Origin of the sequence: Streptomyces sp. NPDC048254, from assembly GCF_043201895.1 — a bacterium.
In the GTDB taxonomy this organism is placed as follows: Bacteria; Actinomycetota; Actinomycetes; order Streptomycetales; family Streptomycetaceae; genus Streptomyces.
Map to the genome: position 1 here is coordinate 149,526 of NZ_JBICZJ010000023.1, position 24,796 is coordinate 174,321.

A 24,796-nucleotide genomic window follows, 5' to 3' on the forward strand; every position below is an offset into this window, starting at 1 on the left:
GTCCCGCCCAGTGTGACTCTTTCCCGAGCCGCTGTGACGGCCGACGACCGGGCCGCTTTCGGCGAGGGCCTCACCGTCGGTCGGCACCACTCACGAGGCCGCGGAATCCGCGCTCCGCTGGAGCTGATGGTGAGGAATGCGCTGGGCCATACTCGGTCAGAGGGCATGAAGCAACCCGTCTCGTCCTTGATGGTGTCCCGTCCGAGTACCGATTCATGTACTTGCTTCCCACCTGGCACCGCTCCCTCTGGGCTCACGTCCCAGTCTCCAGGTGTCCACGATCAAGGGGAAGCTTCACCCCAGCCACGTCCTCGAAGGCGGCACGGCTGTCCCGAGGTCGTCCGCGGGCGGATCCGGTCGTGGACTACTGCGGTGCCAGTCATCGTGCGCGTCCCGGCCTTGTTCGCACGGACGGCACGCGACCGCACCGCCTGAGTCTTTTGACGTACCGTCTGGTCCAGTAAAACCAAGCGATGCCCCGGAGCCCGCTTCCCCCGGATATGCCGAAGGCCATCCGACGCGGTCCCGGGAGTCGCTCCCAAATCCACACGTCGTCACGTCAAGCGGGGAGAGGACCCATGCCACGACCGCCGGGCCACGGACCGGGCTTCGAGGTCAGACGCCAGAAAATCATCGACGTCGCGGCAGCTCTGTTCGCCCGGCACGGATACGCGGCGACCTCCATCAACGACCTGGGCCACGCGGTCGGGCTCGCCAAGGGAGCCCTGTACTACTACATCGGCTCCAAGGAGAACCTGCTCGTCGAGATCCAGTCGCGCGTGCTGGGGCCGCTATTGTCCCGCGCCCGGCAGATCGCGGACCTCGACACGGATCCCCTGCTGCGGCTGCGCCTGCTGTCCGAGTCGCTGCTTACCATCATCATCCGCAGGCTCGATCACATCTGGGTCTACGAGCACGACTACCGCAGTCTGAGCGGTGCGGAGCTGAAGACCCTGCTGGGCCAGCGTTCCGAATTCGAACAGTTGATCTCGGGGCTGCTCGCGGAGGCCGTCGAGCAGGGCACCTTCCGTGCGATGCCACCGCGGCTGGCCACCCTGCAGTTCCTCAACCTCCACAATCACACCTATCAATGGGTGCGACAGGATGGGCAGTGGGACGCGGCATTCCTGTCCCGCGAGTACTGCGCGACCCTGTTCCGCGGATTCGGTGCGCCCGACCACGCCCTGCCGAAGGTAGAGAAACAGGCTGCGGCGTTCAAGCGCGATCGGCCCGACCGGCCGCTCGACCCCGAGGCGGAGTGGAAGTCCCTCTCCGCCGCGGAATGACGAACGGGCCCACGATGCGTTACTGCGCACCGGGGGCCTTCGTCATGTCTCCTCGACCCGTTTCCCGGCCTGGACATAGCGCTGGATCGGGTTCATCCCCTCCCGGACCTCAAGGATCTTGGCATCAGCGCAGGAGAGGGATATACCCGCCCCCCGTAGGTAGCCGTAGCCGCCGCATCGGATCGGATGTGAGACGGTCCCGCAGGAGGCGCCCACGAACGTGACCAAGCACGCCTCCACTCGCTCCGCCGAGGTGCGGCTCGCCTGCACCACGGCTTCTTCACCGTCCCCAACGGCGGCAGCGCGGTGCGGACCGCCTCCACCGCGACGGACGGCGGTTACGGGCTCATTGGCATGAACGAGCGGGCCCGTTCGGTCGGCGGCCGCATGCACGCGGGCCCGCGCCCGCAGGGCGGATTCGAAGTCGTCACGGAACCGCCTCTTCTTCTCGAAGGCGTGCCCCCCGCCCGGCTGAATCGGCGCGCGCACCCGTGGCAGGGCGGAGCCGTCATGGTTCTCATGACCCGGCGCTCTGCTTCTCCCGTTCCAGGACGCTCACGCACCGGCCCAGCAGCGCGACCAGCGTCGCCCGCTCCTCCTCCGTGAACGCGGCGGCCAGTGCCCGCTCCGTCCGTACAGCCCTGGCGTCCGCGTCGGCGAGAACGGCACGGCCCCGGTCCGTGACGCGTGTCTCCAGGACGTTGCGGTGCCATTCGTGGGGGGGTGCGTTCGATCAGGGCGCGGCCCTGAAGGTTCTTCAGGACAGTGTTCATGGTCGGGGAATGTGACCCCGCACAGCCGGGCCAGGGCCGCCGCCGAGATGCCGGGGCTCCCCGCGAGGCAGAGCAGCGCCGAGTACTGCGCGACGGTCAGGCCCGCCGGTTTCAAGACGGCGGACTTAGTTGCGCTGAGAGCCTGCTCGGCCCGCTTGAGGTGGGAACCGAGGCGTTCGGACGCTTTCGCGCAGAACAGGACCAACACCGTCAGCCGCTGGCGGCTCGCGACGGACGGCTGCTCTGCCCACCTTGGAGCACAGCGTCGCGGACCCCGCGCTACAGATTCCGACCACGCTCGCGCGCAGCCGGGGCGGCCTCCTCGTCGTCCGCTCCCAGTTCGACAAGGGCGGGCGTTCGGGCCGGGAGTACCGGAGACGCAGTTCAGCGTGGCGCGCTTGGACGGAATTTGAGCCGACGCCCTGGCCCGCCGATGCCCTGTCCGGCTTCGGCGGCGTCAGCGGTCGAACACCGTCGCCCGCACGACGAACAGAGCGCCGCCTGCAACGCCGACGACGCAGGCGATGATGCGACCGGCCCAAAGGCTCCCTGGCGTGTCACGGGCTCAGCAGAGCGACAGTGGCTCCGTGAACAGCCCTTTCAGGTGCGTGACTCCGCCCCGAAAACGACCTGCCCGCGAGGCGGACGACCTCCAGAGCGTAGTCCCTGCTCGAGAGAGCCCTCGATGTCGCCCCGCTGCAATGCCCTTGCGGACAGATGACCCGCCGTCCTTCCCGGTCGAAGAAGTGACGTCACCAGACCGCGAGGGCTTGGTGCTGCGCAGTGTCGTCCCGAGCCTCCCGGCAAAGCTGCTGGCGGCGCTACGCTGCTAGGTCGCGCTGGAGACGCGGCTCGACACTGCTCGGATCCGGGCGGCTCGCCAGGTGATCGACCCGATTTTTCTCGACACTCCGCTGTACCGCTGCGCGGCGCTGGAACCCGGACTCGGGTGCACGGTGAGCATCAAGCTCGAAACGGCGAACCCGGTCCGCAGCTTCAAGGCCCGCGGCACCGAGGTGGTCACGAGCCTGCTCGCCGACGATGGCCCCCGGGCGGTGGTGTGCGCCAGCGCGGGCAACCTCGGCCAAGCCCTCGCATGGTCCGGCCGCTGCCGGGGGTTCGACGTGACCGTCGTGGCATCCCGCTCTGCGACGGTGGCCAAGCTTGATCGCATCCGCGCGTTGGATGCCAGGTTGGAACTGGTGGACGGCGACCACGCGATGGCTCGCGAACGGGCGGCGGCCATCGCGCGGTACGACGGCATCCGGCTGCTCGAGGACAGCCTGGACATCGAGCCCGTGCGAGGGCGCGGCGACTATCGGCCTGGAACTGGTGGGCACTGCGCCGTCGTTCGACACCGTCCTGATCGCTCTTGGCGGCGGGGCGCGGGCCACCGGCGTGGGCCATGTCATGAAGGCACTGGCACCCGAAGTCGAGGTGATCTGCGTCCAGCCGCTGGGCGCACCGGCGATGACCCACTCGTGGCGCCAACGCCGCGTCGTCACCACCAACTCGACCCACACCATCGCTGACGGCATCGCCGGCCGTCGTCCCATCCCGGCCTTCCTGCACGATCTCCTCCTGGTCGCTGACGACGCCGTCCTGGTCCAGGAGGCGTCGCACGCACGGTAAAATAATTGTGTAACTCAAGCAAAATTCATGCAATCCTTTAAAGTCCAGCGGCGCACTCAAGGGCTCACCACATTGGTGCGCACAAGGCGTCGACATCGTGTGCACCCTTCCCATGGAGCATCCGGCGGTCAGGGAAGTCGCAGCTCACGGAGCTGGCACAAATCGCCAAGTAGGGGTGCCGCCTGAACGCGGCTTGCGTCACGAGGGGACTCGATGACTGACGTCGGCAGCGGTGACGGTGCACGGGAGAGCGCCCACCTCAGACTCGCCCGTGTGCTCGACCGCCGCTCCACGACCGGCGGCAGGTGTGGTGTAGTGCGCTACACCTGAAATGGGGAGCATGCTCCACCATGGCCAGGGCCGAGACCGTCTAGCGTTGTCGCATGTGGAAAACGGTGCGCCGCGCCGCCTGGGCCACAGTCCATCTCTTTGTGGCCGCGGCAATGGCGTTCGGTATGTGGATCTTCATCACCGTGCTGCTGATCACCGCGATCGGTACGGTGGCGGTCGTCGGTGCCTGGTTGCTGCCCGAGACGGTGCTGCTGATCCGGCGGATCGCGGCGGCCAAGCGGAGCCTGACCGCCGCGTGGACCGGCGTGAAGATCCCCGAGGTGTACCAGCCCCTGACCGGGACGATGCGCGAGCGGTTCGTCAAGGCCGTGCGCGACCCCGGCACCCACACCGATGTGCGCTGGATGGTCGCCTACTGGTTCTACGGCGCGCTGTTCGCCCTCACGCTGCCGCTGTGGCCGGTGGGTCTGGTCATCGACGGAGTGTGGTGCGGGCTGCTGCGCCGCGAGGCGGTCGTCCTGCCGCTGATCGTGCGGCTCGCGGACCTGGAGGCCGACTGGTCGACCGCTCTGCTCAAGCCGTCTCCGCAGGCACAGCTGACCGCCCGGGTCGCGGAGTTGGCGGCGACCCGCGCCGACGCGATCGCCGCGCACGGCGCCGAACTGCGCCGTATCGAGCGGGACCTGCACGACGGGGCGCAAGCGCAGCTGGTGGCGCTGTCCATGCGGATCGGACTCGCCAAGCGCGCCTACGAACGTGATCCTGAGACCGCTCGCAAGCTGCTGGACGAGGCCCAGGAGCAGGCCGAGAAGGCGCTGACGGAGCTACGGCACGTGGTGCGCGGCATCCACCCGCCGATCCTGGCCGACCGTGGCCTCGTCGGCGCGGTGCGGGCACTGGCGGGCGGCAGCGGGCTGGACGTGGCCCTGGACGACGGCAGCCTCGACCAGGGGGTGCGGGCGCCCGCGGCAGTGGAGGCGGCCGCCTACTTCGTGGTGGCCGAATCGCTGACCAACATCGCCAAGTACAGTGGCGTGACGCGGGCCGAGGTGCGGCTCGTCCGCGTCCGCCGCGGTCTGCGGGTGTGGGTCGGGGACCAGGGCCGGGGCGGCGCCGACGAGTCCGCCGGCTCGGGACTGCTCGGCATGCGGCGACGGGTCGCCGCACTCGACGGGACCATGAAGGTGTCCAGCCCCGTCGGCGGGCCGACAGTGATCGAAGTGGAGTTGCCATGCGTGTGGTGATCGCTGAGGACAACGCCCTGCTGCGGGAAGGGCTCGTGCTGCTGCTGACCTCGGCCGGGCACGAGGTCGTAGCCGTCGTCGGCAGCGGACCCGAGATCATGCCCGCGCTGCTGGAGCACCACCCGGACGCCGCCGTCCTCGATGTGCGGATGCCGCCGGGCTTCCGCGACGAGGGCCTGCGGGCCGCTCTCGAAGCACGGGAGAAGATTCCCGGTCTGCCTGTGCTGGTGCTCTCGCAGTACGTCGAGGAGTCCTACGCCACCGAGCTGCTCAGCGGCGGGACCAGCGGGATCGGTTATCTGCTCAAGGACCGGGTCGGCCGCGTGGACGAGTTCCTCGACGCGCTGGAACGCGTCGCGGCCGGTGGCACGGCCCTCGACCCCGAGGTGGTCACCGAACTCCTCACCCGTCGCCGCGACTCGCCGCTGGACACACTCACCCCGCGCGAGCGGGAGGTGCTGAAACTCATGGCAGAGGGCCACGACAACGCCACCATCGCCAAGACGCTCGTGGTCACCGAACGCGCCGTGCACAAGCACATCGGCAACATCTTCCTGAAACTGGGCCTGCCGCCCAGCGACAGCGGCCACCGCAGGGTCCTCGCCGTCCTGGCCTACTTGGCCCACGCACCGCACGCATGACGTGGTACCGAGTCCGGCACCTGCCCGACTCGGTACCACGTCACTGCGGTGTCCGCCGGAGCGTCCACAGCGATGTCCGCATCACCCGCGACTGAGCTGCCGCTCTTTCTCCCGAAGGTGATGGCGCGAGGGACATGTGGGTGCCGCAGTCACGGCTGTCGGACTGCAGGATCACGGGTGACCTGGTCAGGTGGGCGACGGTGGCGCCGGTGCATCTGACGTCGCGGACATCGGAGTGGTCGCGGTCGGAGCGGGCGCAGCCGGCCGGATCACCGTGGTCGTGCCGTACGACTGACTCCCACCGAGACCGCCCGGTGCCGCAGGCGAGCTGGAGTCCGGCGGTCAGGGTCCGGAGCTGAGTCGTCATCAAGGCGTCCCGTCGTGATTCATCGGCTCGTCGCTGTCGTAGGCGACCAGCATGTGCCCCTCGCCCGGGGCCTCGTAGACGAAGTCGCCCGCGGTCGCCGTCCAGGGCCGCTCCAGGTAGCCCCACTTGCCGGAGATCGTGTACGCGAACACCTCGTGCGGATGGTAGTGCCGGTTGACCAGCCCCGCCTCCTTGGCCCGCAGGATGTCGGCCCACGAGTTGTCCTTGACGTTGATCCACAGCGGGCGCGAGCTGACGGTCTCGGTGAAGGGCACGTAGTAGCGGTCGTCGTCCGTGGCCACCTTGGGCAGATGGACCTCGGGGAGAGCGTCGGGGCGGAAGGAGTTCTCGATCGGCCTGAGGTCCTTCCAGAACTCTCCGGTGGGCATGTCGGGCATGTGAACGGCCTCCTTCGTCGGGATTTCTCGGAGTGAATCCCGGAAGGACCGGTGGCGTCTTTCCCGCGGCAGACCTCAGCGTTTGCAGATTCCGGACATCCGCCCGTGGTGGGCACGACCAGGCTCGCACCGTCATGACCGTCATGCTCGTACGAGCTCGTGTCCGTGGCGGTCCAGCCTCGTCCGGCCTGGTGACGACCGTGTGCGAGGTGCCGTCGGCATTGAGATCAGCATGGCCTTGACGAAGAGGACCTGCCGCCTTTGCAGGAGTGCGGGGTGGTACGTACGTCGTCGGGGACACCGCTGCTGCAACTGCCCTTGCCCAGGCGCGGCGAGGGTCCGCGGGCTCTCCCATCACGAGGCCCGTGACGTACACACTCCAAGATCTGCACGAGCGTGACGGACGGTCGGCTGCTGGTCTCTCCACCCGGCGTCCTGGTCCGGGCATGGCGCACCGGGGCCCGGCGGGTCAGCCGAGGCCGTCCGCTCCGACCTGCACGGCGGACTCGTCCAGTACGGCGTCGGAGACGAGCTGTGGACTCCCGTCGAGGCCGAGGACGGGCGTGGCCTCCTGTACCAGGACTCGATGACGGCGTTGTCCCAGAAGTCGCGTCGGCGTCGTCGTGGACGTTCCAGCGGTACGTCTCGTGGTCGGGGTCACCGGTGTAGTAGCCGGAGGTGTAGATCTCCACGCGGTGCCCGTCGGGGTCGCGCAGGTAGAGGTAGAAGGCGTTGGAGACGCCGTGACGTCCCGGGCCGCGTTCGATGTGGTGTTCCTTGCGTATCGAGCCGAACAGGTCGGCGCAGCGCAGGACCTGATGGGACACGTGGGTGGCTATGCCGAGGTGGTGCAGGCGGGGTCCGGAGCTACAGGTGAAGGCGACGTCGTGGACGGTCTGCTTGCGGTACATCCAGGCCGCGTACAGCTCGTGCTCGTCGCCCTCGATGGTCTCCGAGCAGCCGAAACCCAGCGGCTTGTAGTGGGCGTAGGCGGCGGGTATGTCGGGGGTACAGATGTTGAAGTGGTCCAGGCGGGCCATCTCGGCGCCGTGGCGCAGGTCGTAGCACTGAATCAACCGCTCGGCGTGCTCGATGTCGTGGAAGAACTCGACGGGGAAGCCGAGCGGGTCGACGACGCGGACGGCGTCGCCGACACCAGGCGTGCCCTCCCCCTTCGGGATGCGCCGTACCGGGCGGCCGAGTTGGCGGAAGAACTTCTCCGCCCTGTCGACGTCCTCGGGGGTGCGAACTCGGTAGGCGATGTGGTCGAGGGCGGCGGGCTCGCCCTTGCGCAGGACGAGGGAGTGGCGGGTCAACTCGTCGGTGCCGCGCAGGCACAGGGTGCCGGCGTCCTCGTGCTGGATGTGGAAACCGAGCATCTCGACCCAGAACCAGCGGGATGCGGCGAGGTCGGTGACGGCCAGTTGGGCGTAGGCGGACCGGATGACGTCCGGGGCGTCGGGGTGCGCGGTGGTCATCAGGCGACTCCGAAGCGGGGGGTGTGCACCTCACCGAGGGCGACATGGACGATCTTCGACTCGGTGTAGAAGTCGATGGAGTGGGCGCCGCCCTCGCGGCCGACGCCGGACGCCTTCACTCCGCCGAAGGGGGTGCGCAGGTCGCGCACGTTGTGGGAGTTGATCCTCGGAGCTCCCGGTGAAGTCCCGCGCGTAGTGCTTCCCGCCGACGCGGGGGTGGTTCGATCTGCCGGTCGACGCTGCCGATGATGATGGCGTGCTCCCCGCCGACGCAGAGGTGAACCGCGCCCGCGGGTTGCGCCGGAACGGGGTGCGGAGAGGTCCCGCCCGCGCGGCCCTGACCGCGTACGTACAGACCGTCGTCCCCGCCTAATACTCCAGTCGCAGTTCGCTATCGCCGCTGCTCAGAGCCCTCATTTGGAGTGTACTCGGCTGACGCATCGTCAGGTGGCGGGAGTTCGTGACCTTGGGTGCGACGGTGGTAGTGGCAGCGGCGGGCCGTGGCTTGGTGACGGCGGCGCCAGCGGGACCAGTTCAGCGCGTGGCCGGTGTGCCGCAGGTGCGTCGTCGTGGGGTGGCCAGTTGCCAGGAGTCGCCGGATTTCCGCCACGGTGAGCGGTGCGAGGGCGTCGGAACCGTTTCTGCCCCCCCTTCGGTCCCCGCGGCGGCGGCCGTCGCGGCGAGGAAGGCGTGGGCGAGCATGGCCAGGGTGATGTGCCGGTACCAGCCGGGATACCGGCGGACCTCGTACTGATCCAGGCCGCACTCGTTCTTCGCGGCCTGGAATGCCTCTTCGATCGCCCAGCGCGCCCCGGCGATCCGTACCAGCTCGGCGACGGGAGTGCCGGCCGGCGCGTAGGCGAGGTAGTAGGCGATCTCGTCCGGGCGGGCCAGGCTGCGGCGGGCCAGCACCCACCGGTCATGGGTGGGCTCATCACCGTCGAAGTCGTCGATGGCGGGCAGCCGGGCTGCGGCCCAGTCGTAGACGCGCGGCCCCTTCGCGCCGGCCCCGCAGGAGTGGCGTTCCCAGGCATCCTCGGGTGCCTGGGCGATGGCGAAGTCGATACGGCCGACAGCTTGTACGTGCTGGGACTTCGGCACGGCCAGGACATAGCCGACGCCGGCCTCCTCCAGCATGCGGCGCAGCCGCCACTCCTGGCCGTAGGCCGAGTCCGCGGTCACCCTGGCGATCGGCAGCGGCGAGGCCAGAGCCCGCATGATGACGGCCTTCGCGAGATCGCCCTTGGTGGCGAACGCACGCCCGTCGGGAATCTTCGCCTCTGCGCAGCGGTCCGGATCGCAGGTCCAGGACTTCGGCAGATACAGCTCACGGTCCACCAGCGCGCGGCCCCTGGAGGGGGCATAGGCGGCGAACACGCCGATCTGGCAGTCCTCCGTGCGGCCCGGGGCCCGCATTCCAATAAGTGCTCGACATAGGGGCGTTGGTGGGAATCTGAGATATGACCCCGTGTCTGTCAGACCGCGTTGCTGCTCGTGTTCTGCGGGCCAAGTTCGATCAGATCCTGCCGCACCTCGATGAGCGCCGCCGTCGGTTGTACCTGGCCAGTGAGGCGACGGCCCTCGGCCGCAGCGGGATCGTCCGGGTCGCCGCCGCCTCCGGCACCAGCACTGCAACCATCGCGCGAGGTATGGCCGAGTTGGCCGGCTGCTCCTCGCCGACCCTGCGGGTCCGGGCTCCGGGTGCGGGCCGCAAGCGGCTGACTGACACCGACCCTGGTCTGCTGCCTGCGCTGGAGTCGCTGATCGAGCCGCATACCCGAGGCGACCCCGTCTCCCCGTTGCGGTGGACCACGCTGTCGTTACGGGCCCTGGCCTCAACCCTCACCGCACAGGGCCACCCGATCAGCGCTTCGACCGTCGGACACCTGCTGCACACCCTGGGCTACAGCCTGCAGGGAACCGCGAAGACAACAGAGGGCATCAGCCATCCGGACCGCGATGCCCAGTTCACCGACCTGAATGCCACCGCCGCCGCGTTCCTCGACGATGCCCAGCCGGTGATCAGCGTCGACACCAAGGCCAAGGAATGGCTCGGCAACCGGGACCGGCCCGGTCGCACCGGGCGGCCGGGGAAGAACGCCATCAAGGTGGACTGCCACACGTTCACCACCAACGACCAGCCCATGGCGATCCCCTACGGGATCTACGACATTGCCAACAACAGCGGATGGGTCAACGTCGGCACCGACCACGACACCGCCCAGTTCGCAGTGGAGTCCATCCGACGCTGGTGGCAACACCGCGGACGGGCGGACCACCCGAATGCCACCCGGCTCCTGATCACCGCCGACTCCGGCGGCTCCAACCACCCCCGCCGCTGGACCTGGAAAAGCAACCTCGCCACCTTCGCACGAGACAGCGGCCTGGAGATCACGGTCTGTCACCTACCGCCGGGGACTTCGAAGTGGAACAAGGAAGAGCACTGGATGTTCTGTCACATCACCGCGAACTGGCGGGGGCGGCCGCTGACCAGCTACCAGGTCGTCCACGACACCATCGCCGCCACAACCACCAGGACCGGCCTGACCATCGGGGGGCACCAGCCGGAACTTCGGCAGCCCCTTTTTGACGTCGATGCTGCCGACGCCGGGCTGGGGTCATCTCGGTGTCCCAGATCCGCGAGAAGTACCGGTCCAGGACAGAGAGATAGATGTTGGCCAGCAGCGGGGAGGCGACTCCTCCTTGCGGAGTGCCCGTGAGGGTCTCCGCGAACCCACCGTGCAGCTCGACAACTCCGGCCCGCAGAAACGCGCTGACCATCCGCAGGACCTTGCGGTCCTTGATGCGTTCGGCCACCAGGTCCATCAGGACGTGGTGGTCGATGTTGTCGAAGCAAGCCTTGATGTCGCCCTCGACGACCCACTCGTAGTTCGACGGCTTGCTCGTGCAGTGGTGGATTTCGGCGATGGCATCCTGAGCCCGCCGAGCAGGCCGATACCCGTAGCTGGACGGATAGAAATCGACTTCGAAGATCGGCTCCAGGATCAGCTTGAGGGCCATCTGCACAATCCGGTCGCGCAGGGTCGGGATACCCAAGTAGCGAACCTTTCCGTTCTTCTTGGGGATCACCGCCTGCTTGACCGGAAGTGCCGTGAGGGACCCGACCTTGAGAGAAGAGCGAATCTCGTCCAGGAATGGAATCACTCCGTGACGTTCCTCGATGTGGTACCGGGTTACCCCGTCCACACCCACTGTCCTGGCACCCCGGTTGCCGGACACCCGTTCTCAGGCCACCAGCAAGGTGGCCCGATCACAGATCAAGTTGAATACATCGCTGAACCGGCGCTCCGGTTCATTTCTGGCCCATTGGTGCAGCTTGAGCTGATGATCGAGTACCCGCCGCTCGGCCGTCATGATGCCCGGCCAAGGTATCGGCGGCGCGTCGTTATTCAACAACGTCCCTCCCCGGCAGCAGCCCTGCTGCTATCACGCTGTCGCCCTTTCCCGTGCGACCGGCTTTCCCGGCCTCTGAGTACTACGGCAACTCCGCCACGATCTGGCGTCATCAGCGGGCGTCGCGCCTGCCCGCCGTCCAGCCGGCTGCCGGACGGGAAGGGCGATGCCAGATCGCTTCCCACGTTCACTGAGAATCTCTGCGACGGCTTCGGTGGCCGGCTTTACCCCGGCAGTATCGCCACGGACCGCACATCGCAGTCTTGGTCCGGGCCTCCCGGCGCCCACACGATAAAGACACCGGAAGAGGAGAGGCCACCGGATAGAGCACTCTCCAGCACTGCGGCGCGGCCCATCCACCAGATTCGGCAGACCGCTGACGACTCACGGGGCTTCAACCACCGGTTCAGTCTCCTTACACCCATTCCGTCTTCGCTTGCGGGCACGAACCGCCTGGTGGTGTCGGTTCGCCCCTACGTTGTCGAGGCCGCTTCCAGCTTCACCCCACACCCGGGGCTCAGCCTGCCTCCAGCTTCAACCAGTCACTGCGATGACCAGCGGCGGGTTCTCCCTCCCGCTCGATTCCTCAGCGCCTCGTGGCGCACACCCGGGGTCGTCGATGATCAGCACCCCGGCCGTGTCCCGAGCTTCTCGGCGACGTATTCCTGCAGGTCATCGCGGACCTCATCGGGATCCCAGCAAGCCGGCTCAGCAGGTGCTGCAACCCTGCGGGGGTGTGGTGACCGGCGTGCTCGGCCAGCTGCCAGCTGTTCTTCCGGCCCACCGGTCCGAGCAGGCCGTGCACGTAGGCCCGCATCCGCCGCCGAAGATCCACCCGCCCGAAGCGGTGACCGATCCGCACCAGCAGCTCTTCCAGTTCCGCCGACCAGACATCGGGCCGCACATCATCTTGCACGACAAACACAACGGCCCGCCGCACCCGAAGTCACGAACTCCCGCCACCTGACGACACATCAGCCAACTACACTCACGAACACACCCCTGACCAGCAGAAATAGCGAACTGCAACTGGAATACTAGAGACCACATGGACGCCAGCAGACGCTTCGGACAACCTGTGCCATGTCGTACCGCAGGACTCGCACGCCAACACCACAGATCACGGACCGAGATCCGGACCAGGTGCGGACCAAGTCGGCTCAGCAGCAGATGAATCCACCCTTTGTCGTAGGTCAGAGGCGACGGTGAGCGTGTACCACCAGCAGACGAAGAACCTGCTGGTCGACCGCCCTTGCGGCGGTGTATGCGCCGTGACAGCGCAGAGCTCCAGGTCACCCGCCTCGCCCCTTGAAGAGGCGGAGGCTCTGACCAGCGGCGTGTGCAAGCCAGCGGGGCACACTCGGCACCTTCGCGTCCCGTCACCCAACGAGCAGCCTTCGAGAGAAGAGGGCCCGCAACATAGCCCAGGATCGACGGTTGGCCAAACCGGCGAACATGCGCACCATTGTGGGTGCAACGAGAGGCCGCCGACGGTCCAGAAAAACAGCAACCGAAATAAATATGCCCGACACCCGGAGGAAAATGTCTGGAGAATTTATGACCGTCCAAGAAACCGCCGAATATCTAAATGTATCGACTTCCTGGATATACCGAAATGCCACCCGCTCTGGACTCACGCCTTACAGATTCGCTGCAGGCACCAACGCAAAGATTCGATTCAGGGTTTCGGAGGTCGAGGCTTGGATTCGACAACAACGCCTCCACTAGGGCCGCACCGAAGACAAACGGGAATTCGGGTCACCGGAACCGCCATTCAGACAGGCCACATTGAACGGATTTTGCACTTTTGCCTTCTTCACCGGTTCGCGGCATGGGATCATTCTTCAAGGATTGCGAGCATCCGCAATCTCGATGGTCGAAATGCCCCCACCTCTACAAGGTCCGCTACCGTTCGACTACAGGAAAGCAGGTACAGGAATCGGGATTTGCAACCCAGGAAAAGGCTCTGGGGCGGCTAGCAGAGATATACAAAGAGAAGCGTTCTGCAAACAGGTCACGGTCCAAATCGGAACGCGTCCAAAGGTACGGGACTATGCGCTTCAAAGAATATGCCATCGAGTGGAAATCTGGCCAGAGGAACCTGGGATCAGCCTCGGTGCGTCATCTTGAATCATTGCTGCAGCAGCACCTCTTCCCTCTGCTGGGTAGTCGGCGGATGAGCACGTTTGACCACAAGGTCGTCGAGAACTTCATGCACGCCATGGAGCGAAATGGTACTGGTCTGGCAACTCAGTCCAACGCGTTCGATAAACTCAAGGCAATTCTGCTAGACGCCCACAGACTTGGGTTGTTCGACGAGAGTCCCCTGGCCGGCGTGAAGGCCCCGCTCTACGACCCAAAACGCGCCGTGATCCCGTCTCCCGGGCAACTACAAACGATACGCGCCGCCGGCAATGATCAATTCCGGCTGATCGCCGACTTGATGAGCGGCTGCGGCCTGCGCAACGCCGAGGCGACCGCAGTGAATCTCCGCAATATCGTGGCCGATGATGTCTACCGGATCAGCGAGCAGGTGAACCAGACCACTGGCCATTACGCGCCCCTAAAGCACCGCAAGTCCAGCGAGTACCGCGACGTTCCGCTGCCTGCCGTGATCCGGAAGACGGTCGAATGGTACGCCGAGAAGTATGGGACGACAGACGGCTATCTACTGCGCCACCCTAACGATCCTTCACGGCCGTTCCCCCATTACAGCCTCAGCAACCAATGGAGGCGTATTAAAGTGCGGGAACGGGTGGAAATCCCCCCAGGGATGGTGCTTTACAGCTTTCGGCACTTCTTCGCCTCCAACTGTTTGGCCCAGGGGATCCCCATCACCGACGTCGCCGAGTGGATGGGACATAGGAGCATCGACGTGACCTTCAAGATCTACCGGCATCTCATGCCGGGCTCGATCAGCTCCGCCGCCCAGGCCCTCAACCAGAATCTCGTCTTGGCAACCTGACCGCGGCCAAGGCGAACCAACGTTTGCCCGGGACTCCCCCACGTTCTGCGACCCCAGCCCAGGTACACGAAGCACGATGCACCTGTGCCAGAGGCCATCCGCAAGCACCCTCCGCCCCACCAACTCACGAGAGCCCGACAGCAACGGCACGTGGGCCGAGACTCCAGTATCGGCATCTGCAGGTCCGTGCAGCGCATGTTCTCGATCTGGCCCCAGACGCACAGGTAATCACCCAACCAGCTGATGCGCCCAAGCGCTTCTGCAGCGGCACCTTCCTCCCCATCACAAAGCTCAAGCAGCAAGGCCCACATTGAGGAGCTGTGCGGCGGAGCTGATCGAGCCCGGCATGAGATGCCGGTAGATCTTGAAGGTGACGTCGATGCTCCTGTGGCCCATCCACTCGGCAACGTCCGTAATCGGAATGCCGTTGCTGAGACAGTTCGACGCGAAGAAGTGACGGTTCCCGTAGAGCACCATCCCCTCCGGAACGTCCACCGTGCCCGCAGCCCTGATCCGCCGCCACTGATTGTCCATCGCGTAGTGCTGGTACGGCCTGCTGGGATCGGTTGCCTGGCGCAGCAGGTAGCCGCCGACCGTTCCGTGCTTCTCGGCGTACCACTCGATCGTCTCCCTGACCCGGACGGGCAGGGGAACGTCGCGGTACTCCCCGGGCTTCCGGTGTTTGAGCGGCCCGTACTGCCGGGTGGCCATGATGACCTGCTCGCTGACCCGGTACACGTCGTCGGCCACGATGTTGTCGAGGTTCACCGCGGCCGCTTCGCCGTTGCGCAGGCCGCATCCGCTCATCAAGTCGACGATCAGCATGAACGCGTCGTCGCCGGCGGTGCGTATCGCGCGCAGCTGTTCCGGGGAGGGGATGACAGCCCGGGCCGGGTCGTACTGCGGCGCTTTCACCCCCGCCATGGGGTTTTCGGGGTAGATACCGAGACGTTGGGCATCGAGCAGGATGGAGCGCAGTTTATCGAAGGCGTTGGACTGGGTGGCCAGCCCGGCACCGTTGCGCTCCATGGTGCGGATGAATCCGTCGACGACCTTGTGGTCGAAGGAGTTCATACGCCGGCTGCCGAGCGCGGGGTAGAGGTGATGCTCCAGCAGCGAGTCGAGGTGCTTGACCGACTGGACGGCCAAATGCCGCTGGCCGGCCTTCCACTCCTCGGCATAGTCCGCGAAACGCATCGCCCCGTACCTGCGGATACGCTCCGCCCTCGGCTGCCCATGCTTCGCCGTCTGCTTCTCTTTGTAGACCTCGGTCAAACGCTCGATGGCCAAGTCCTTGTTCGCAAACCCGGACTCTTCTACCTGTTTACCGGCGGCCGACCGGTACCGGATCGCATAGGGGTGGGGGCACTTCGCCCACCGCAACTGCGGATGCCCGCACTCCTTGAAGAACGACCCCATCCCCCTGGGCAACGAACTCTGTGCCACGTCGAACCGACTCCCCACGACCGATGCTGACCTTTTGCTGGCCAGCAGGGGTCTCGATCCCGCCTGACCAGCAGGAACAGCGATGGGGTTCGATATGTGGTGGAACTTCGTCGGACGTACCCAGGACGACATCAAACAGGCCCGCGAGGACTGGATGGGCGGGTCGCGATTCGGGGAGGTGAAGGGTTACGACGGAGCGCCTCTCCCTGCCCCCGAACTGCCGCCGGTGCCGCTGAAACCACGGGGTCGAGTGCGCTGAGCTGACACTTTCCAAAGCAGCACCTGGTGTTTTCGCGCGACGACGGCGGGATTGTCCGGCTTCGATTACCTGGCTGCCTCAGGCGGCGAGGACCGGCGCTCTGTTCGTGGGGCCATGGAGTGTGGCGCCGGCCCAGCAGCGGGATCGGCGTGGCGGCCGGCCGTCGAGACCGCCTCGGCGCCGCCCGCCCCCCTGGTGACCCGACATGCCCATCCACGGGACATGACGCTGTACGTTCCGGTTGTCAGTGGGCCGGTGGAAGCCACCCAGGGGGTGGGGGAGGGGCGTAGGGTCCCTTGGGCATGGAGTGGAGCCAGTAGGCGATCTTGACACGGGTGTCGGAGGTGTCGGGGTGGTCCTCCCCGAGACTGCGCGCTTGATCGGCCGCGACCTGGTGCAGGAGGTTGGTGGCCCGGACGGTGTCGCCCAACTGCCCGATGGAGACGGCATGTCCCACTCGCGCGCTGAGAGTGGCGCGGTGGTCCTGACCTAGTACCCAGGCGAGGTCGTCACCGACCTCGGAGTAGATCTGGGCCGCCGCCGCGTGGTCACCGATCTGGTTGGTGTATGTGGCGAAGTTCAGGCGGCTTTGCAGGGCGTCCAGGTTCTCGCGAGGCAGGACTCGCGCCTCGATCTCCACGAGGTCGCGGTAGAGCCGATGCGCGCGGGACGGATGACCCAACGCGCCCGTCCACTCGGCCAGCCACCGGTGACAGTTGAGGGTGTCGTTGTGCTCGGCCCCCAGGACGTCGGTCATGTCCTCCAGCAGACCTTGCAGAAGGTTGGCGGCTTCCTGGTTCTGTCCGTCGTCGTGAAGCGTTAAGGCCAGGTTTCTTCGAGGGATGAAGGTGCTGGTGTCCCGGCGTCCCGTTCGGGCTTCCAATGCCTGGCAGACCGATCGGAACAGCCTGATGGCCGTTGTCCTGTCGCCCGAGTTGGACAGGTGGGAGGCGTGGTAGTGGCGAACGTCCACGGATTCGGGTACGTCCGGACCGCAGACGCGCTCCATGTCGGCGAGGAGTGTACGGGAGAACTCGGCGGCCGCGGTGAAGTCCCCTGTCTGACCAATCGCGTCCATGTGGTTCTTGCGTTCACGCAGCGTCGCCGGGTCGTCCGGCCCGAAAAGATGCTCTGCGACCTCCACCGCCTGGCGGTACAGGTGAGCGGCGGTGGAGGCCTCGCCCTTCGCGAGCGTGTTGCCCGCCAGGGAGTTCAGACAGACCAGGACGCGAAAGGATTCTCTGCCGAGCGTGTGGGTGTAACCGTCGATGAGTTCCTCATAGAGAGCGCTCGATTCGTCGATCTGTCCTGCCATGCTCTTGAGGTAGGCGAGGCTCTCCCTGGCTCGGAGGGTGTCCTCGTGGTTGGGGGACAGGATGCGTGCACGAATGGAGTGGACGTCGGTCAGGATGGCGAATGCCTCCTCGTCCTCCTTACCGCGGAAGAGGTTGTGCGCCAGAGTGATGCGGCTGCGCAGGGTGCCTGAGTCCTCGGGGCCGAGCACGCGGGTGCAGTCGGCGACCACCTCGCGGGACTGGTTGATGGCGACGGAGGGGTCCGATTGGTCGTCCTGTCCCAGCCAGTTCGCCAGTGTCTGCCGCAGGTCCAGGGTTTCCACGTGGTCGGCGCCCAGACGCAGAGTGCGGCGCGATACGGCTTCGCGGGCCAGCTCGACGGCAGCGCGGGCATCGGCCGCACCGGCTTCCCGGATCTGTTCGGTCAGTTCCTCCACGGAGGCGAGAGAGCTCTCGTCGTCTGCGGGAGTGCCGGCCGTCCCCGTGCGGTTGCGGCTGATTGCGATCATCGCCGCCGTACGTTCGGAGGCCTGCTGCGGCAGGGGCAGTCCCGCTGAACTGAACAGTCGGCGCAACTCTGTGTAGACGGCTCCCACGGCCAGCAGGTCGGGACCGCCCGGGATGCCGCGTTCGAGGACATTCAACAGGGCGCCGGTGAAGGACGTGTAGGTGTCTCCGACGGGTGCCTGCGCCAGGGCCATGGCGGGAACCGATGTCATGACGTAGGTGCCGTCGATGTCCACCTGCCCGATGATGGAGTTCTCGGTGGCTGACATGACTCCTGAGATCGCCAGCCCCGAGTGACAGCTGTCAAGGATCAGTATGCGCGAACGCGCCCGTGTTCGGGAGAACGCCTCCCGGACCAGGCGGTAGGGCAGTCCCGTCCACTCGGCGAGCTTGGGATCGGTCCCGGCCAGTGCCAGGTACAACTCCCGGTCCTGTCCGGCGATCAGGCCGTGCCCCGCGTGATAGACGAGGAAAACGTCCTTGGCGTCCGCGGCCGCGCTCAGCAGCGGTTGGGCGAGAGCCCCCTGATCCCGTGGATTCTCGATCACCAGGCATCGGTCGGAAGCGAATGAGCCGTAATCCTGCTGAGTCAACGCGGCGTGCAGGGCGTGGACGCCCCGTCCGACCGACGGAAGGTCCTCCAACTCCTCGGACACGTAGTCGCTGACCCCGATCAGCACCGCACGCGACCCGACGGCATCGGGCAACCGGACCATCTCACTCATGCCACGTCCCCCTCGCGCCCATCTGCGGTGCCCCTGCTCGTCCCTGATCCGGCTGCGCCCGCCTGGTACGAGGGCTGCCCATCGGCGATCGCCGGAGTTCCGGGCGCCTGTTCCACTTGAGGGGGCGGAGCGTCGAGGTTCAGGTCCACGATCGCTTTGATGATGGTGTCGGCATCCCGGATACGGTCACCGTCGATCTCCACTCGGCGGCCGTCCGAGCCGGTCAGCCGGATGCGCACCTTGCTTCCCCTGGGCTGCCGACACCACACCACCAGGGCCTGCGCCAGGACGGTGCCGACCCCACCGGCACCCAACGCGACCGCCAGAACCTCGGTCAGCCCTCCGCCCGCCATTTGCCCCGGCCCGGCTGGCGAGCTCACGGACTCCACCCGCCCCCGCAGAGGATCTTGCAGGTTCAGCCACTTGAAGAGATCTTCCACAGCCCCGTCGTCGTCCCCGACGACCTCGACAAGCACACGGGAATCCACGCACGCCCCCCTCGCCCCTGTAACGCGTATCACGTGACTTTTCACGATAGCGACACGGCCGCTGATCTAACCCTCTTTGCGGCATATTGATCTGGTCCGGAATCCGGGACATCCGGTCGGTGCCCCCTGCGGCAGGTCACCACGCGCCCCGGGTCCCACACCACCGAGCCCGGCGACCGTGGAGCTGTGGGCAGACCCGGGCCTGGTTCTCCACCTGGACGACACCAAGGCCGGTGAGCAGCTCCTCGTTGTCGAGGGTCGCGCCGCCGAGACCGGCGATGCCGAGCGTGCGCGCGGTGCACAGCCCGCCGGACTCCCACTCCCAGGTCCGACGCCGCGTCTCGGTCACCCGGTCGGCCACCATGTCCATGGCGGTCTCCAGGTCCAGGGGCTCCCAGTCGCCGGGGAACGGCCGCCGGTACAGCACCTCGTGGCGACGAGCCGGGATGGTGGTGAGCTGCAGCGTCACCGAGCCTTTGGGGCACAGGCGCCCTCGGCTGATGGGCGAGTCCGGATCACCCTCGATCTGGACGACCTCGTCGTCCTTGACGTAGACCTGTTGTCCGCAGCCCACCGCGCAGTAGGGACATACAGAACGCACCACCCTGTCGGCGGTGTCCGTGCGCGACCTGAGGCGTTCGGTCCGCGCCGACATGGCGGCCCGGCCCCGGCCCAGCGGGTCGGATCCAGTGAGCTGAACGGAAGACGGGCCAGTCACTGATCCACGTGCGCGCACCCATGGTGTGTCCTTTCGGCGGCCGGAATGCCCGGCGGCGTGGGTGGGTGTCACTTTCAGACTGGCCCACCGGGATGGGTACGGCGCGCGGGGCGGCCACGCAGGGCCCGGTGGAGTCCGCTGGGTTGCCGTACAACAGGTGACCGTTCGCGTCCGTTAGGGACCGGGTCCTACGACATCCCGGCATGGAGTCCTCCCGCACCGCGGCGGGGTGGCCGACGTGCACCGGACGCTCCACGCCGTTGCGCGAGGCAACAGCCGCCCCTCACGTCGGCCAGAGGCAGGCCGCTACGTCCGCCAGCCCACGGGGGCTGTCGTGCACGCTGACGGCTCCCGTCCTGTGGGCCAGGGAGGAGCCGTTCAGATGGCGTAGGCGTGTGCCTTCAGCGGGTCATGCGTGGCGGTGCGAGCGCCGGTTGCCGGTGACGAGGCGGTAGAGGAAGAGCAGGATGAGGGAGCCGACGATCGCTGCGATCCAGGTGGACAGGTCGAAGAACCCGTCGATGGAGTCGACGCCGAAGATCACCTTGCCGAGCCAGCCGCCCAGCAGACCGCCGACGATGCCGATGAGCATGGTGACGATGATGCCGCCGGGGTCCTTACCCGGCATCAGGGCCTTGGCGATGGCGCCGGCGAGCAGGCCGATGATGATCCACGCGATGATGCCCATGGTGCGTCTCCGCTTCCTCGGATAGGGGGCTGTGTCAGCTCATCGTGTGCACCGATCGGGCTCGAACAAACGTGTCGTCCGGGTCGGCCATGCCGACCGGCGTCGTAGTCCGCGGCTGGTTCGCCTTTTCGGGACGATTTGTCACGGCCTCGAGAAGCCTCGCATCGGCTCAGATGCGAGCCTCTGGATCACGGCTACTCGGCGCTCATGAACGTCGCACCGCGAGAGCGGGATCCTGCCGAACGCCTGTGCTCACAGCCGCGGGGCAGATGCTGTTCAGGGCTGCATGAGGATCTTGACCGCGCCGTCCTGCTTGCGCTGGAACATGTCGTACGCGCGCGTAGCGTCCGTGAGGGGAAGCCGGTGCGTGGCGAAGTCGTCGACACCGAGCGAGTCCCCGTCCATGAGGTAGGGCATGATCGAGTCGGTCCAGCGACGGACGTTGGCCTGCCCCATGCGCAATTGGATCTGTTTGTCGAACAGGGTGAGCATCGGCATCGGGTCGGCCATACCGCCGTACACACCGCTGAGCGAGATCGTGCCGCCGCGGCGAACCAGGTCGATGGCCATGTGGAGGGCGCCGAGACGGTCGACGGAGAAGCGTTCGGCGAGCGGGGCGCTGAGCCTACGGGGCAGTAGCCCGGTAGCGGTCTGGGCCAGCTTGGCGGCCGCGCTGCCGTGGGCTTCGGTGCCGACGGCGTCGATCACGGCGTCCGGGCCCCGGCCTCCGGTCTCGTCCCGGATCGCCTGGACCAGTTCCTTCTCGTCTTCATAGACCCGCAGGTCGTAGGCTGCGGTGCCCCTGCGACTGGCCCGTGCGAGCCGTTCGGACACGAGGTCGACGCCGAACACCCGTTCCACGCCCTGGGCTTGGGCGATGCGGCAGCACATGTCGCCGATGGGGCCGAGCCCGAGGACGGCGAGAGTGCCGCCGGGCGGCACCGTGGCGTACGCCACGGCCTGCCAGGCGGTGGGGAGCACGTCGGAGAGGTAGACGAAGCGGTCGTCGGGGGGCCCGTCGGGCACCTTGATGGGCCCGAACTGCGCCTGTGGTACGCGCAGGTATTCGGCCTGGGCGCCGGGCACCGCACCGTACAGACGGGTGTATCCGAACAGGGCGGCACCCATTCCCTCGCCGGTCACCTGAGTGGTCTCGCACTGGGTCATCAGGCCCGCCGAGCACATGAAGCAGTGCCCGCAGGAGATCTGGAACGGCACCACTACGCGGTCGCCCGGGCGTAGGTTCGTGACCTGTGCGCCGGTTTCCTCGACCACGCCCATCGGTTCGTGGCCGAGGATGTCGCCCGGAGTCATGAACGGCGTGAGCACCTCGTACAGGTGCAGGTCCGAACCGCACAGACCGGTCGACGTGATACGGATGACGGCATCCGTCGGCTGCTCGATGCGGGGGTCGGGTACATCCTCCACCCGGACGTCCCGCCGCCCTTGCCAGGTCACTGCTTTCATGGCTCACGCTCCCTTTCTCACGTGCGCGCAAATTGCGTCGCCGGCCCTTGGTCGTCTCCGTCGCAATGCGCACGGAGACGAGAGCCGTCGGGCCCGATAGGAGATCCACCGCCATAGGTGGCTTCGGCGTCGTACTCGTAGAGCGGATCCCGCCGACCGTGACCCGCCCTATGGGGTGAGAAGCCAGCCCCGGGCTTCCCCCGGGGCCTCGACTTCGGGGGCCTTTGGTGTCAGGCCGTCGGCGGGTTGTGCCGAACGGGCCCGGAGGGAGCCCCGCCGCTGCCGGGAATCAGCCGCTCAAGCGGCTGCGCAGCATTGCCTTGCCCAGGTCCGCGCCCTTGCGGCTGTCAGCCTGTGCTTTGGTGAACAACTCGACCAGTTGCGCGTCCTTCGCCCGCTCGGCGTCCTTGATGTAAGTGTCCAGCCGCAGAGCGTTGTCCATGCAGCTCTCGACGTACCAGAGAAGGTTGTAGTCCTTGTCGGCAGTTCCGGTGATGTTTCCGGTCTCCGTGGCACTGGCCATCGTCATCACTCCGTCCGTTGCTTTGATGCGGGTGTCAACCTGCCGGCCGTGTCGGCCGGACTGGCCGAGTACCCCGGAGGCACACGACGCACCACGGGAGCCGGTCGCCATGGCGACCGCACCCACCCGAAAGTGCCGCGGTTGCCCGGCACCGCCAACTGTGCGGCGGCGAAATTCCCACCGCTGTCCGCGGCGGCCTCCATGTCATCGGGCCGGGAGCGGAGCCCTGGAACCTCGGTGCGCCCGCTACGGCCTGCCGGGTCCCGCCGCCGCTTTCGCCCTTCTCCGGGAGGCTTCGGCACTTCCACGTGCCGCCGCGTGTCCTGATCTCCGTCGCCGTCGCGCTCGGCGTGGACAAGCTCGTCGCCGCGGAGTCAGGCACCGCCCGCGGGCGCGCGGTGAACCTCGCCGTCCGGGAAGTGGCCGGCTACCTGGGGAACACGCCCACCGTCTGCCGTGCCTCGTACATCAACCCGAGGGTCATCGAGCTCTTCGAGGAAGGCCGGACCATCGCCCCGTCCTGGATCGCCTGGGCGTTGGACGTCCGGTTCGGCGAGGAGCTGGTCGGACGGTGTGAGACGCTCCGGTGCCGGTCGGCGTGCGAGGGCGGCGCGGCGGCCCGAGGATGGCCCGAGGACGTCGCGGCAGCTCAAGGACGGCGGCCCGTAGGCGGCTCGTCGACGCCCGGGGGGAGCGGCAGGTCCTCGAGTGCTGAGATCAGGGTAGTTCGGCGCCCTCGACGCTGAGCAGTTCCATGAGCTGGGGCCGGTGCAGGCCGGCGATGTCCTCGAGCAGGTCAGGATGGCGCAGCAGCGGCGCGGCTTCGGTGTCCCGCTTCCCGGGATCGGTGAGCCGCCGCAGACCGCCGGTGGTGTGGTGCCGGCTCGCTGGGAGGGCCTGGTGGGCGGCGCGGGCGGCCAGGACGGGGTCGGCCAGGAGACAGGCCGCCCAGCTGACCACCGTTTCGTCGATCCAGGTCCGCCACGCGGTGTCGTCGGGCTGCGGCTCGCATCCGGTGAGCCAGTCCAGCCGGTGGGATCCGCTGGGTGCGAGCAGGTGGAGCAGCTGCACGTCGACACGCGTGGGGTAACGCAGGGTGGCGGCGAGTGTGACGGCCTGCCGGGCCTGGGCCTCGGCCAGCGCCCGGCTGAGCGCCCCGCCGGGGGCGGGGTAGGCGGCCAGGAGCCAGCGGGTGGAGGCGGCTATGACAGGAGTCAGATCGTCGGTCACGGCGGTGGGTCCCTAGGGGAGCGTGCTCGCCTGTGTCCGGCAGATCGGTCCCGCGAGCTGTTTCGCGGAGCCACGCTGCCCCGCTTCGTGACCCAACAGCGTAGGCAGCCGGACCCGAGGAGGGAATGAGCCGCGTCACAGGGGCCCGCGTCCGCGTCACGGGCCGGGACCGAACGTGCGTGGTCCCGGCCCGGGGACAGCCTGCCCCGCCGGCGGTCAGGACCTGCCGCGGCCGGTGATGAAGTCGCGGGCCCGGTCCACCAGGCCGGTGCCCGGAGCGAGGAGCTTGTTCGCGGGCGGGGTGTTCGGAGCGGCGGGGTGCGGGCGGGTCGGGGCCAAGGACTTGGCCCGGCGGATCTTGTCCCCGAGCTCGTTCAGCGCCTCGGGCGTGCACGCCTGCCGCAGCATCGGGAAGAGGTTGTCCTCCTCGTCCTGGACGTGGGCGGCGACCTCGTCCATGAGCTGCTGCAGCAACGGGCTCATCCGGGGATCGTCGGTGTCCGTCTTCTCCAGCTGCTTGAGGAGCTTCTCGATCCGGCCGTGATCCGCGATCTCCTTGTCCGCGATCCGGTCGCCGCCCTCGATGTGCTCGCGCACCGCCGGGTAGAGGTACTCCTCCTCGGCGATCGAGTGCCGTACCAGTTCGATGGTGACCTCGTCCACGAGATCACGGAGCTCCTGCCCCCCGCCCGCCATCCCCTGGATCCCGGCGAACATCTCCTCGACCTCCCGGTGGTCGGTCATCAGTTCCGCAAGCGCGTCTCCGCCATGCCCCATCGTCCGTCCGCCTCTCGCTGATCACGCCCGGGGCGGGTCGATCCCGCCCAGCTGTCAGTGGTTCCCCACCGGGATTGGCCCGGCGCCTCCTGGGGCGAGGTCCACCCGGTCGGACGCCTGCGTCGTTTCGGGAGTAACGACCGGCCCATCACCGTGCGTATGCCGGGGGATGCGGTAGGGCCGG

The 24,796-nt window shown here is 67.3% G+C and carries 20 protein-coding genes and 5 pseudogenes; 9 read left to right on the forward strand and 16 right to left on the reverse strand.

Going from position 1 to position 24,796, the window contains the following annotated elements:
* The first annotated feature begins 578 nt into the window (after window positions 1-578).
* The 4 genes and pseudogenes from ACGFZQ_RS44115 (at window position 579) to ACGFZQ_RS44130 (ending at window position 5,867) form a co-directional block, all read left to right on the forward strand.
* Window positions 579-1,286, forward strand: a complete 708-nt coding sequence (locus ACGFZQ_RS44115; protein ID WP_393845206.1) for a TetR/AcrR family transcriptional regulator — start codon at window positions 579-581, stop codon at window positions 1,284-1,286.
* Between the two features lie 1,639 nt (window positions 1,287-2,925).
* Window positions 2,926-3,679 (forward strand): annotated as a pseudogene (locus ACGFZQ_RS44120) (threonine/serine dehydratase); the annotation flags it as partial.
* A 395-nt stretch (window positions 3,680-4,074) separates the two neighbouring features.
* A complete protein-coding gene (locus ACGFZQ_RS44125; protein ID WP_393845207.1) occupies window positions 4,075-5,226 on the forward strand; it encodes a histidine kinase in 1,152 nt (383 codons plus the stop codon).
* The gene (locus ACGFZQ_RS44130) at window positions 5,214-5,867 is read left to right on the forward strand and encodes a LuxR C-terminal-related transcriptional regulator (protein WP_393845208.1); all 654 of its coding nucleotides are present in this window, start codon (window positions 5,214-5,216) and stop codon (window positions 5,865-5,867) included. The genes ACGFZQ_RS44125 and ACGFZQ_RS44130 overlap by 13 nt, the downstream gene beginning before the upstream one ends.
* Window positions 5,868-5,907: 40 nt before the next feature.
* On the opposite strand, the gene ACGFZQ_RS44135 is transcribed toward ACGFZQ_RS44130, so the two are convergent.
* The 5 genes and pseudogenes from ACGFZQ_RS44135 to ACGFZQ_RS44155 form a co-directional block, all read right to left on the reverse strand.
* The gene (locus tag ACGFZQ_RS44135; RefSeq protein WP_393845209.1) at window positions 5,908-6,234 is read right to left on the reverse strand and encodes a hypothetical protein; all 327 of its coding nucleotides are present in this window, start codon (window positions 6,232-6,234) and stop codon (window positions 5,908-5,910) included.
* Window positions 6,234-6,632 (reverse strand): 2,4'-dihydroxyacetophenone dioxygenase family protein, encoded by a 399-nt coding sequence (locus tag ACGFZQ_RS44140; RefSeq protein ID WP_393845210.1) that lies wholly within the window; start codon window positions 6,630-6,632, stop codon window positions 6,234-6,236. The genes ACGFZQ_RS44135 and ACGFZQ_RS44140 overlap by 1 nt, the downstream gene beginning before the upstream one ends.
* Window positions 6,633-6,859: 227 nt before the next feature.
* On the reverse strand, window positions 6,860-8,110 hold the full coding sequence (hpaD, locus tag ACGFZQ_RS44145) for a 3,4-dihydroxyphenylacetate 2,3-dioxygenase (protein ID WP_393845211.1): 1,251 nt from the start codon (window positions 8,108-8,110) through the stop codon (window positions 6,860-6,862).
* Window positions 8,110-8,286: pseudogene (locus tag ACGFZQ_RS44150) on the reverse strand (aldehyde dehydrogenase family protein); the annotation flags it as partial. The pseudogene ACGFZQ_RS44150 and the gene hpaD, both read right to left, overlap by 1 nt.
* A gap of 358 nt (window positions 8,287-8,644) precedes the next feature.
* Complete coding sequence (locus tag ACGFZQ_RS44155; RefSeq protein WP_393845212.1) at window positions 8,645-9,526, reverse strand: IS701 family transposase; 882 nt, start codon at window positions 9,524-9,526, stop codon at window positions 8,645-8,647.
* A gap of 44 nt (window positions 9,527-9,570) precedes the next feature.
* Here ACGFZQ_RS44155 and ACGFZQ_RS44160 point away from each other — a divergent pair.
* Window positions 9,571-10,665, forward strand: a pseudogene (locus ACGFZQ_RS44160) (ISAzo13 family transposase); the annotation flags it as partial.
* Here ACGFZQ_RS44160 and ACGFZQ_RS44165 read toward each other — a convergent pair.
* Together ACGFZQ_RS44165 and ACGFZQ_RS44170 are read right to left on the reverse strand one after the other, a co-directional pair.
* The gene (locus tag ACGFZQ_RS44165) at window positions 10,571-11,350 is read right to left on the reverse strand and encodes a reverse transcriptase domain-containing protein (RefSeq protein ID WP_393845213.1); all 780 of its coding nucleotides are present in this window, start codon (window positions 11,348-11,350) and stop codon (window positions 10,571-10,573) included. The pseudogene ACGFZQ_RS44160 and the gene ACGFZQ_RS44165 sit on opposite strands and share 95 nt — an antisense overlap.
* Window positions 11,351-11,356: 6 nt before the next feature.
* Complete coding sequence (locus tag ACGFZQ_RS44170) at window positions 11,357-11,524, reverse strand: hypothetical protein (RefSeq protein ID WP_393845214.1); 168 nt, start codon at window positions 11,522-11,524, stop codon at window positions 11,357-11,359.
* Window positions 11,525-12,260: 736 nt separating this feature from the next.
* On the opposite strand from ACGFZQ_RS44170, the gene ACGFZQ_RS44175 reads away from it, so the two are divergent.
* The 3 genes from ACGFZQ_RS44175 (at window position 12,261) to ACGFZQ_RS44185 (ending at window position 14,489) form a co-directional block, all read left to right on the forward strand.
* Window positions 12,261-12,491 (forward strand): hypothetical protein, encoded by a 231-nt coding sequence (locus tag ACGFZQ_RS44175; protein WP_393845215.1) that lies wholly within the window; start codon window positions 12,261-12,263, stop codon window positions 12,489-12,491.
* A 590-nt stretch (window positions 12,492-13,081) separates the two neighbouring features.
* A complete protein-coding gene (locus ACGFZQ_RS44180; protein ID WP_393845229.1) occupies window positions 13,082-13,252 on the forward strand; it encodes a helix-turn-helix domain-containing protein in 171 nt (56 codons plus the stop codon).
* 325 nt (window positions 13,253-13,577) lie between these two features.
* The gene (locus ACGFZQ_RS44185; protein WP_393845216.1) at window positions 13,578-14,489 is read left to right on the forward strand and encodes a tyrosine-type recombinase/integrase; all 912 of its coding nucleotides are present in this window, start codon (window positions 13,578-13,580) and stop codon (window positions 14,487-14,489) included.
* Window positions 14,490-14,780: 291 nt separating this feature from the next.
* On the opposite strand, the gene ACGFZQ_RS44190 is transcribed toward ACGFZQ_RS44185, so the two are convergent.
* The gene (locus ACGFZQ_RS44190; protein ID WP_393845217.1) at window positions 14,781-15,935 is read right to left on the reverse strand and encodes a tyrosine-type recombinase/integrase; all 1,155 of its coding nucleotides are present in this window, start codon (window positions 15,933-15,935) and stop codon (window positions 14,781-14,783) included.
* A gap of 94 nt (window positions 15,936-16,029) precedes the next feature.
* Here ACGFZQ_RS44190 and ACGFZQ_RS44195 point away from each other — a divergent pair.
* Window positions 16,030-16,194: pseudogene (locus ACGFZQ_RS44195) on the forward strand (pirin family protein); the annotation flags it as partial.
* 244 nt (window positions 16,195-16,438) lie between these two features.
* On the opposite strand, the gene ACGFZQ_RS44200 reads toward ACGFZQ_RS44195, so the two are convergent.
* From ACGFZQ_RS44200 to ACGFZQ_RS44235, 8 genes and pseudogenes are all read right to left on the reverse strand, one after another.
* The gene (locus tag ACGFZQ_RS44200) at window positions 16,439-18,721 is read right to left on the reverse strand and encodes a tetratricopeptide repeat protein (protein ID WP_393845218.1); all 2,283 of its coding nucleotides are present in this window, start codon (window positions 18,719-18,721) and stop codon (window positions 16,439-16,441) included.
* The gene (locus tag ACGFZQ_RS44205) at window positions 18,718-19,197 is read right to left on the reverse strand and encodes a hypothetical protein (RefSeq protein ID WP_393845219.1); all 480 of its coding nucleotides are present in this window, start codon (window positions 19,195-19,197) and stop codon (window positions 18,718-18,720) included. The genes ACGFZQ_RS44200 and ACGFZQ_RS44205 overlap by 4 nt, the downstream gene beginning before the upstream one ends.
* A 174-nt stretch (window positions 19,198-19,371) precedes the next feature.
* Window positions 19,372-19,949, reverse strand: a pseudogene (locus ACGFZQ_RS44210) (formate dehydrogenase); the annotation flags it as partial.
* A gap of 387 nt (window positions 19,950-20,336) precedes the next feature.
* The gene (locus ACGFZQ_RS44215; protein WP_351699221.1) at window positions 20,337-20,615 is read right to left on the reverse strand and encodes a GlsB/YeaQ/YmgE family stress response membrane protein; all 279 of its coding nucleotides are present in this window, start codon (window positions 20,613-20,615) and stop codon (window positions 20,337-20,339) included.
* A gap of 276 nt (window positions 20,616-20,891) precedes the next feature.
* Window positions 20,892-22,082 (reverse strand): zinc-dependent alcohol dehydrogenase, encoded by a 1,191-nt coding sequence (locus tag ACGFZQ_RS44220; RefSeq protein ID WP_351748809.1) that lies wholly within the window; start codon window positions 22,080-22,082, stop codon window positions 20,892-20,894.
* Window positions 22,083-22,371: 289 nt separating this feature from the next.
* Window positions 22,372-22,605 carry a hypothetical protein gene (locus tag ACGFZQ_RS44225; protein ID WP_351748812.1) on the reverse strand — a complete coding sequence of 78 codons (234 nt, stop codon included), beginning with the start codon at window positions 22,603-22,605 and terminating at the stop codon, window positions 22,372-22,374.
* A 717-nt stretch (window positions 22,606-23,322) separates the two neighbouring features.
* Window positions 23,323-23,835, reverse strand: coding sequence for a hypothetical protein (locus ACGFZQ_RS44230; protein ID WP_393845220.1), 513 nt, complete (start codon window positions 23,833-23,835; stop codon window positions 23,323-23,325).
* Window positions 23,836-24,051: 216 nt separating this feature from the next.
* The gene (locus ACGFZQ_RS44235; protein ID WP_393845221.1) at window positions 24,052-24,612 is read right to left on the reverse strand and encodes a hemerythrin domain-containing protein; all 561 of its coding nucleotides are present in this window, start codon (window positions 24,610-24,612) and stop codon (window positions 24,052-24,054) included.
* Window positions 24,613-24,796 lie beyond the last annotated feature (184 nt).

Coding starts and splice junctions, on each gene's coding strand:
- ACGFZQ_RS44115 (WP_393845206.1), top strand. CDS start 579: ATGCCACGACCGCCGGGCCACGGACCGGGCTTCGAGGTCAGACGCCAG.
- ACGFZQ_RS44125 (WP_393845207.1), top strand. CDS start 4,075: ATGTGGAAAACGGTGCGCCGCGCCGCCTGGGCCACAGTCCATCTCTTT.
- ACGFZQ_RS44130 (WP_393845208.1), top strand. CDS start 5,214: ATGCGTGTGGTGATCGCTGAGGACAACGCCCTGCTGCGGGAAGGGCTC.
- ACGFZQ_RS44135 (WP_393845209.1), bottom strand. CDS start 6,234: ATGACGACTCAGCTCCGGACCCTGACCGCCGGACTCCAGCTCGCCTGC.
- ACGFZQ_RS44140 (WP_393845210.1), bottom strand. CDS start 6,632: ATGCCCGACATGCCCACCGGAGAGTTCTGGAAGGACCTCAGGCCGATC.
- hpaD (WP_393845211.1), bottom strand. CDS start 8,110: ATGACCACCGCGCACCCCGACGCCCCGGACGTCATCCGGTCCGCCTAC.
- ACGFZQ_RS44155 (WP_393845212.1), bottom strand. CDS start 9,526: ATGCGGGCCCCGGGCCGCACGGAGGACTGCCAGATCGGCGTGTTCGCC.
- ACGFZQ_RS44180 (WP_393845229.1), top strand. CDS start 13,082: ATGACCGTCCAAGAAACCGCCGAATATCTAAATGTATCGACTTCCTGG.
- ACGFZQ_RS44185 (WP_393845216.1), top strand. CDS start 13,578: ATGCGCTTCAAAGAATATGCCATCGAGTGGAAATCTGGCCAGAGGAAC.
- ACGFZQ_RS44200 (WP_393845218.1), bottom strand. CDS start 18,721: ATGAGTGAGATGGTCCGGTTGCCCGATGCCGTCGGGTCGCGTGCGGTG.
- ACGFZQ_RS44215 (WP_351699221.1), bottom strand. CDS start 20,615: ATGGGCATCATCGCGTGGATCATCATCGGCCTGCTCGCCGGCGCCATC.
- ACGFZQ_RS44220 (WP_351748809.1), bottom strand. CDS start 22,082: ATGAAAGCAGTGACCTGGCAAGGGCGGCGGGACGTCCGGGTGGAGGAT.
- ACGFZQ_RS44225 (WP_351748812.1), bottom strand. CDS start 22,605: ATGGCCAGTGCCACGGAGACCGGAAACATCACCGGAACTGCCGACAAG.
- ACGFZQ_RS44235 (WP_393845221.1), bottom strand. CDS start 24,612: ATGGGGCATGGCGGAGACGCGCTTGCGGAACTGATGACCGACCACCGG.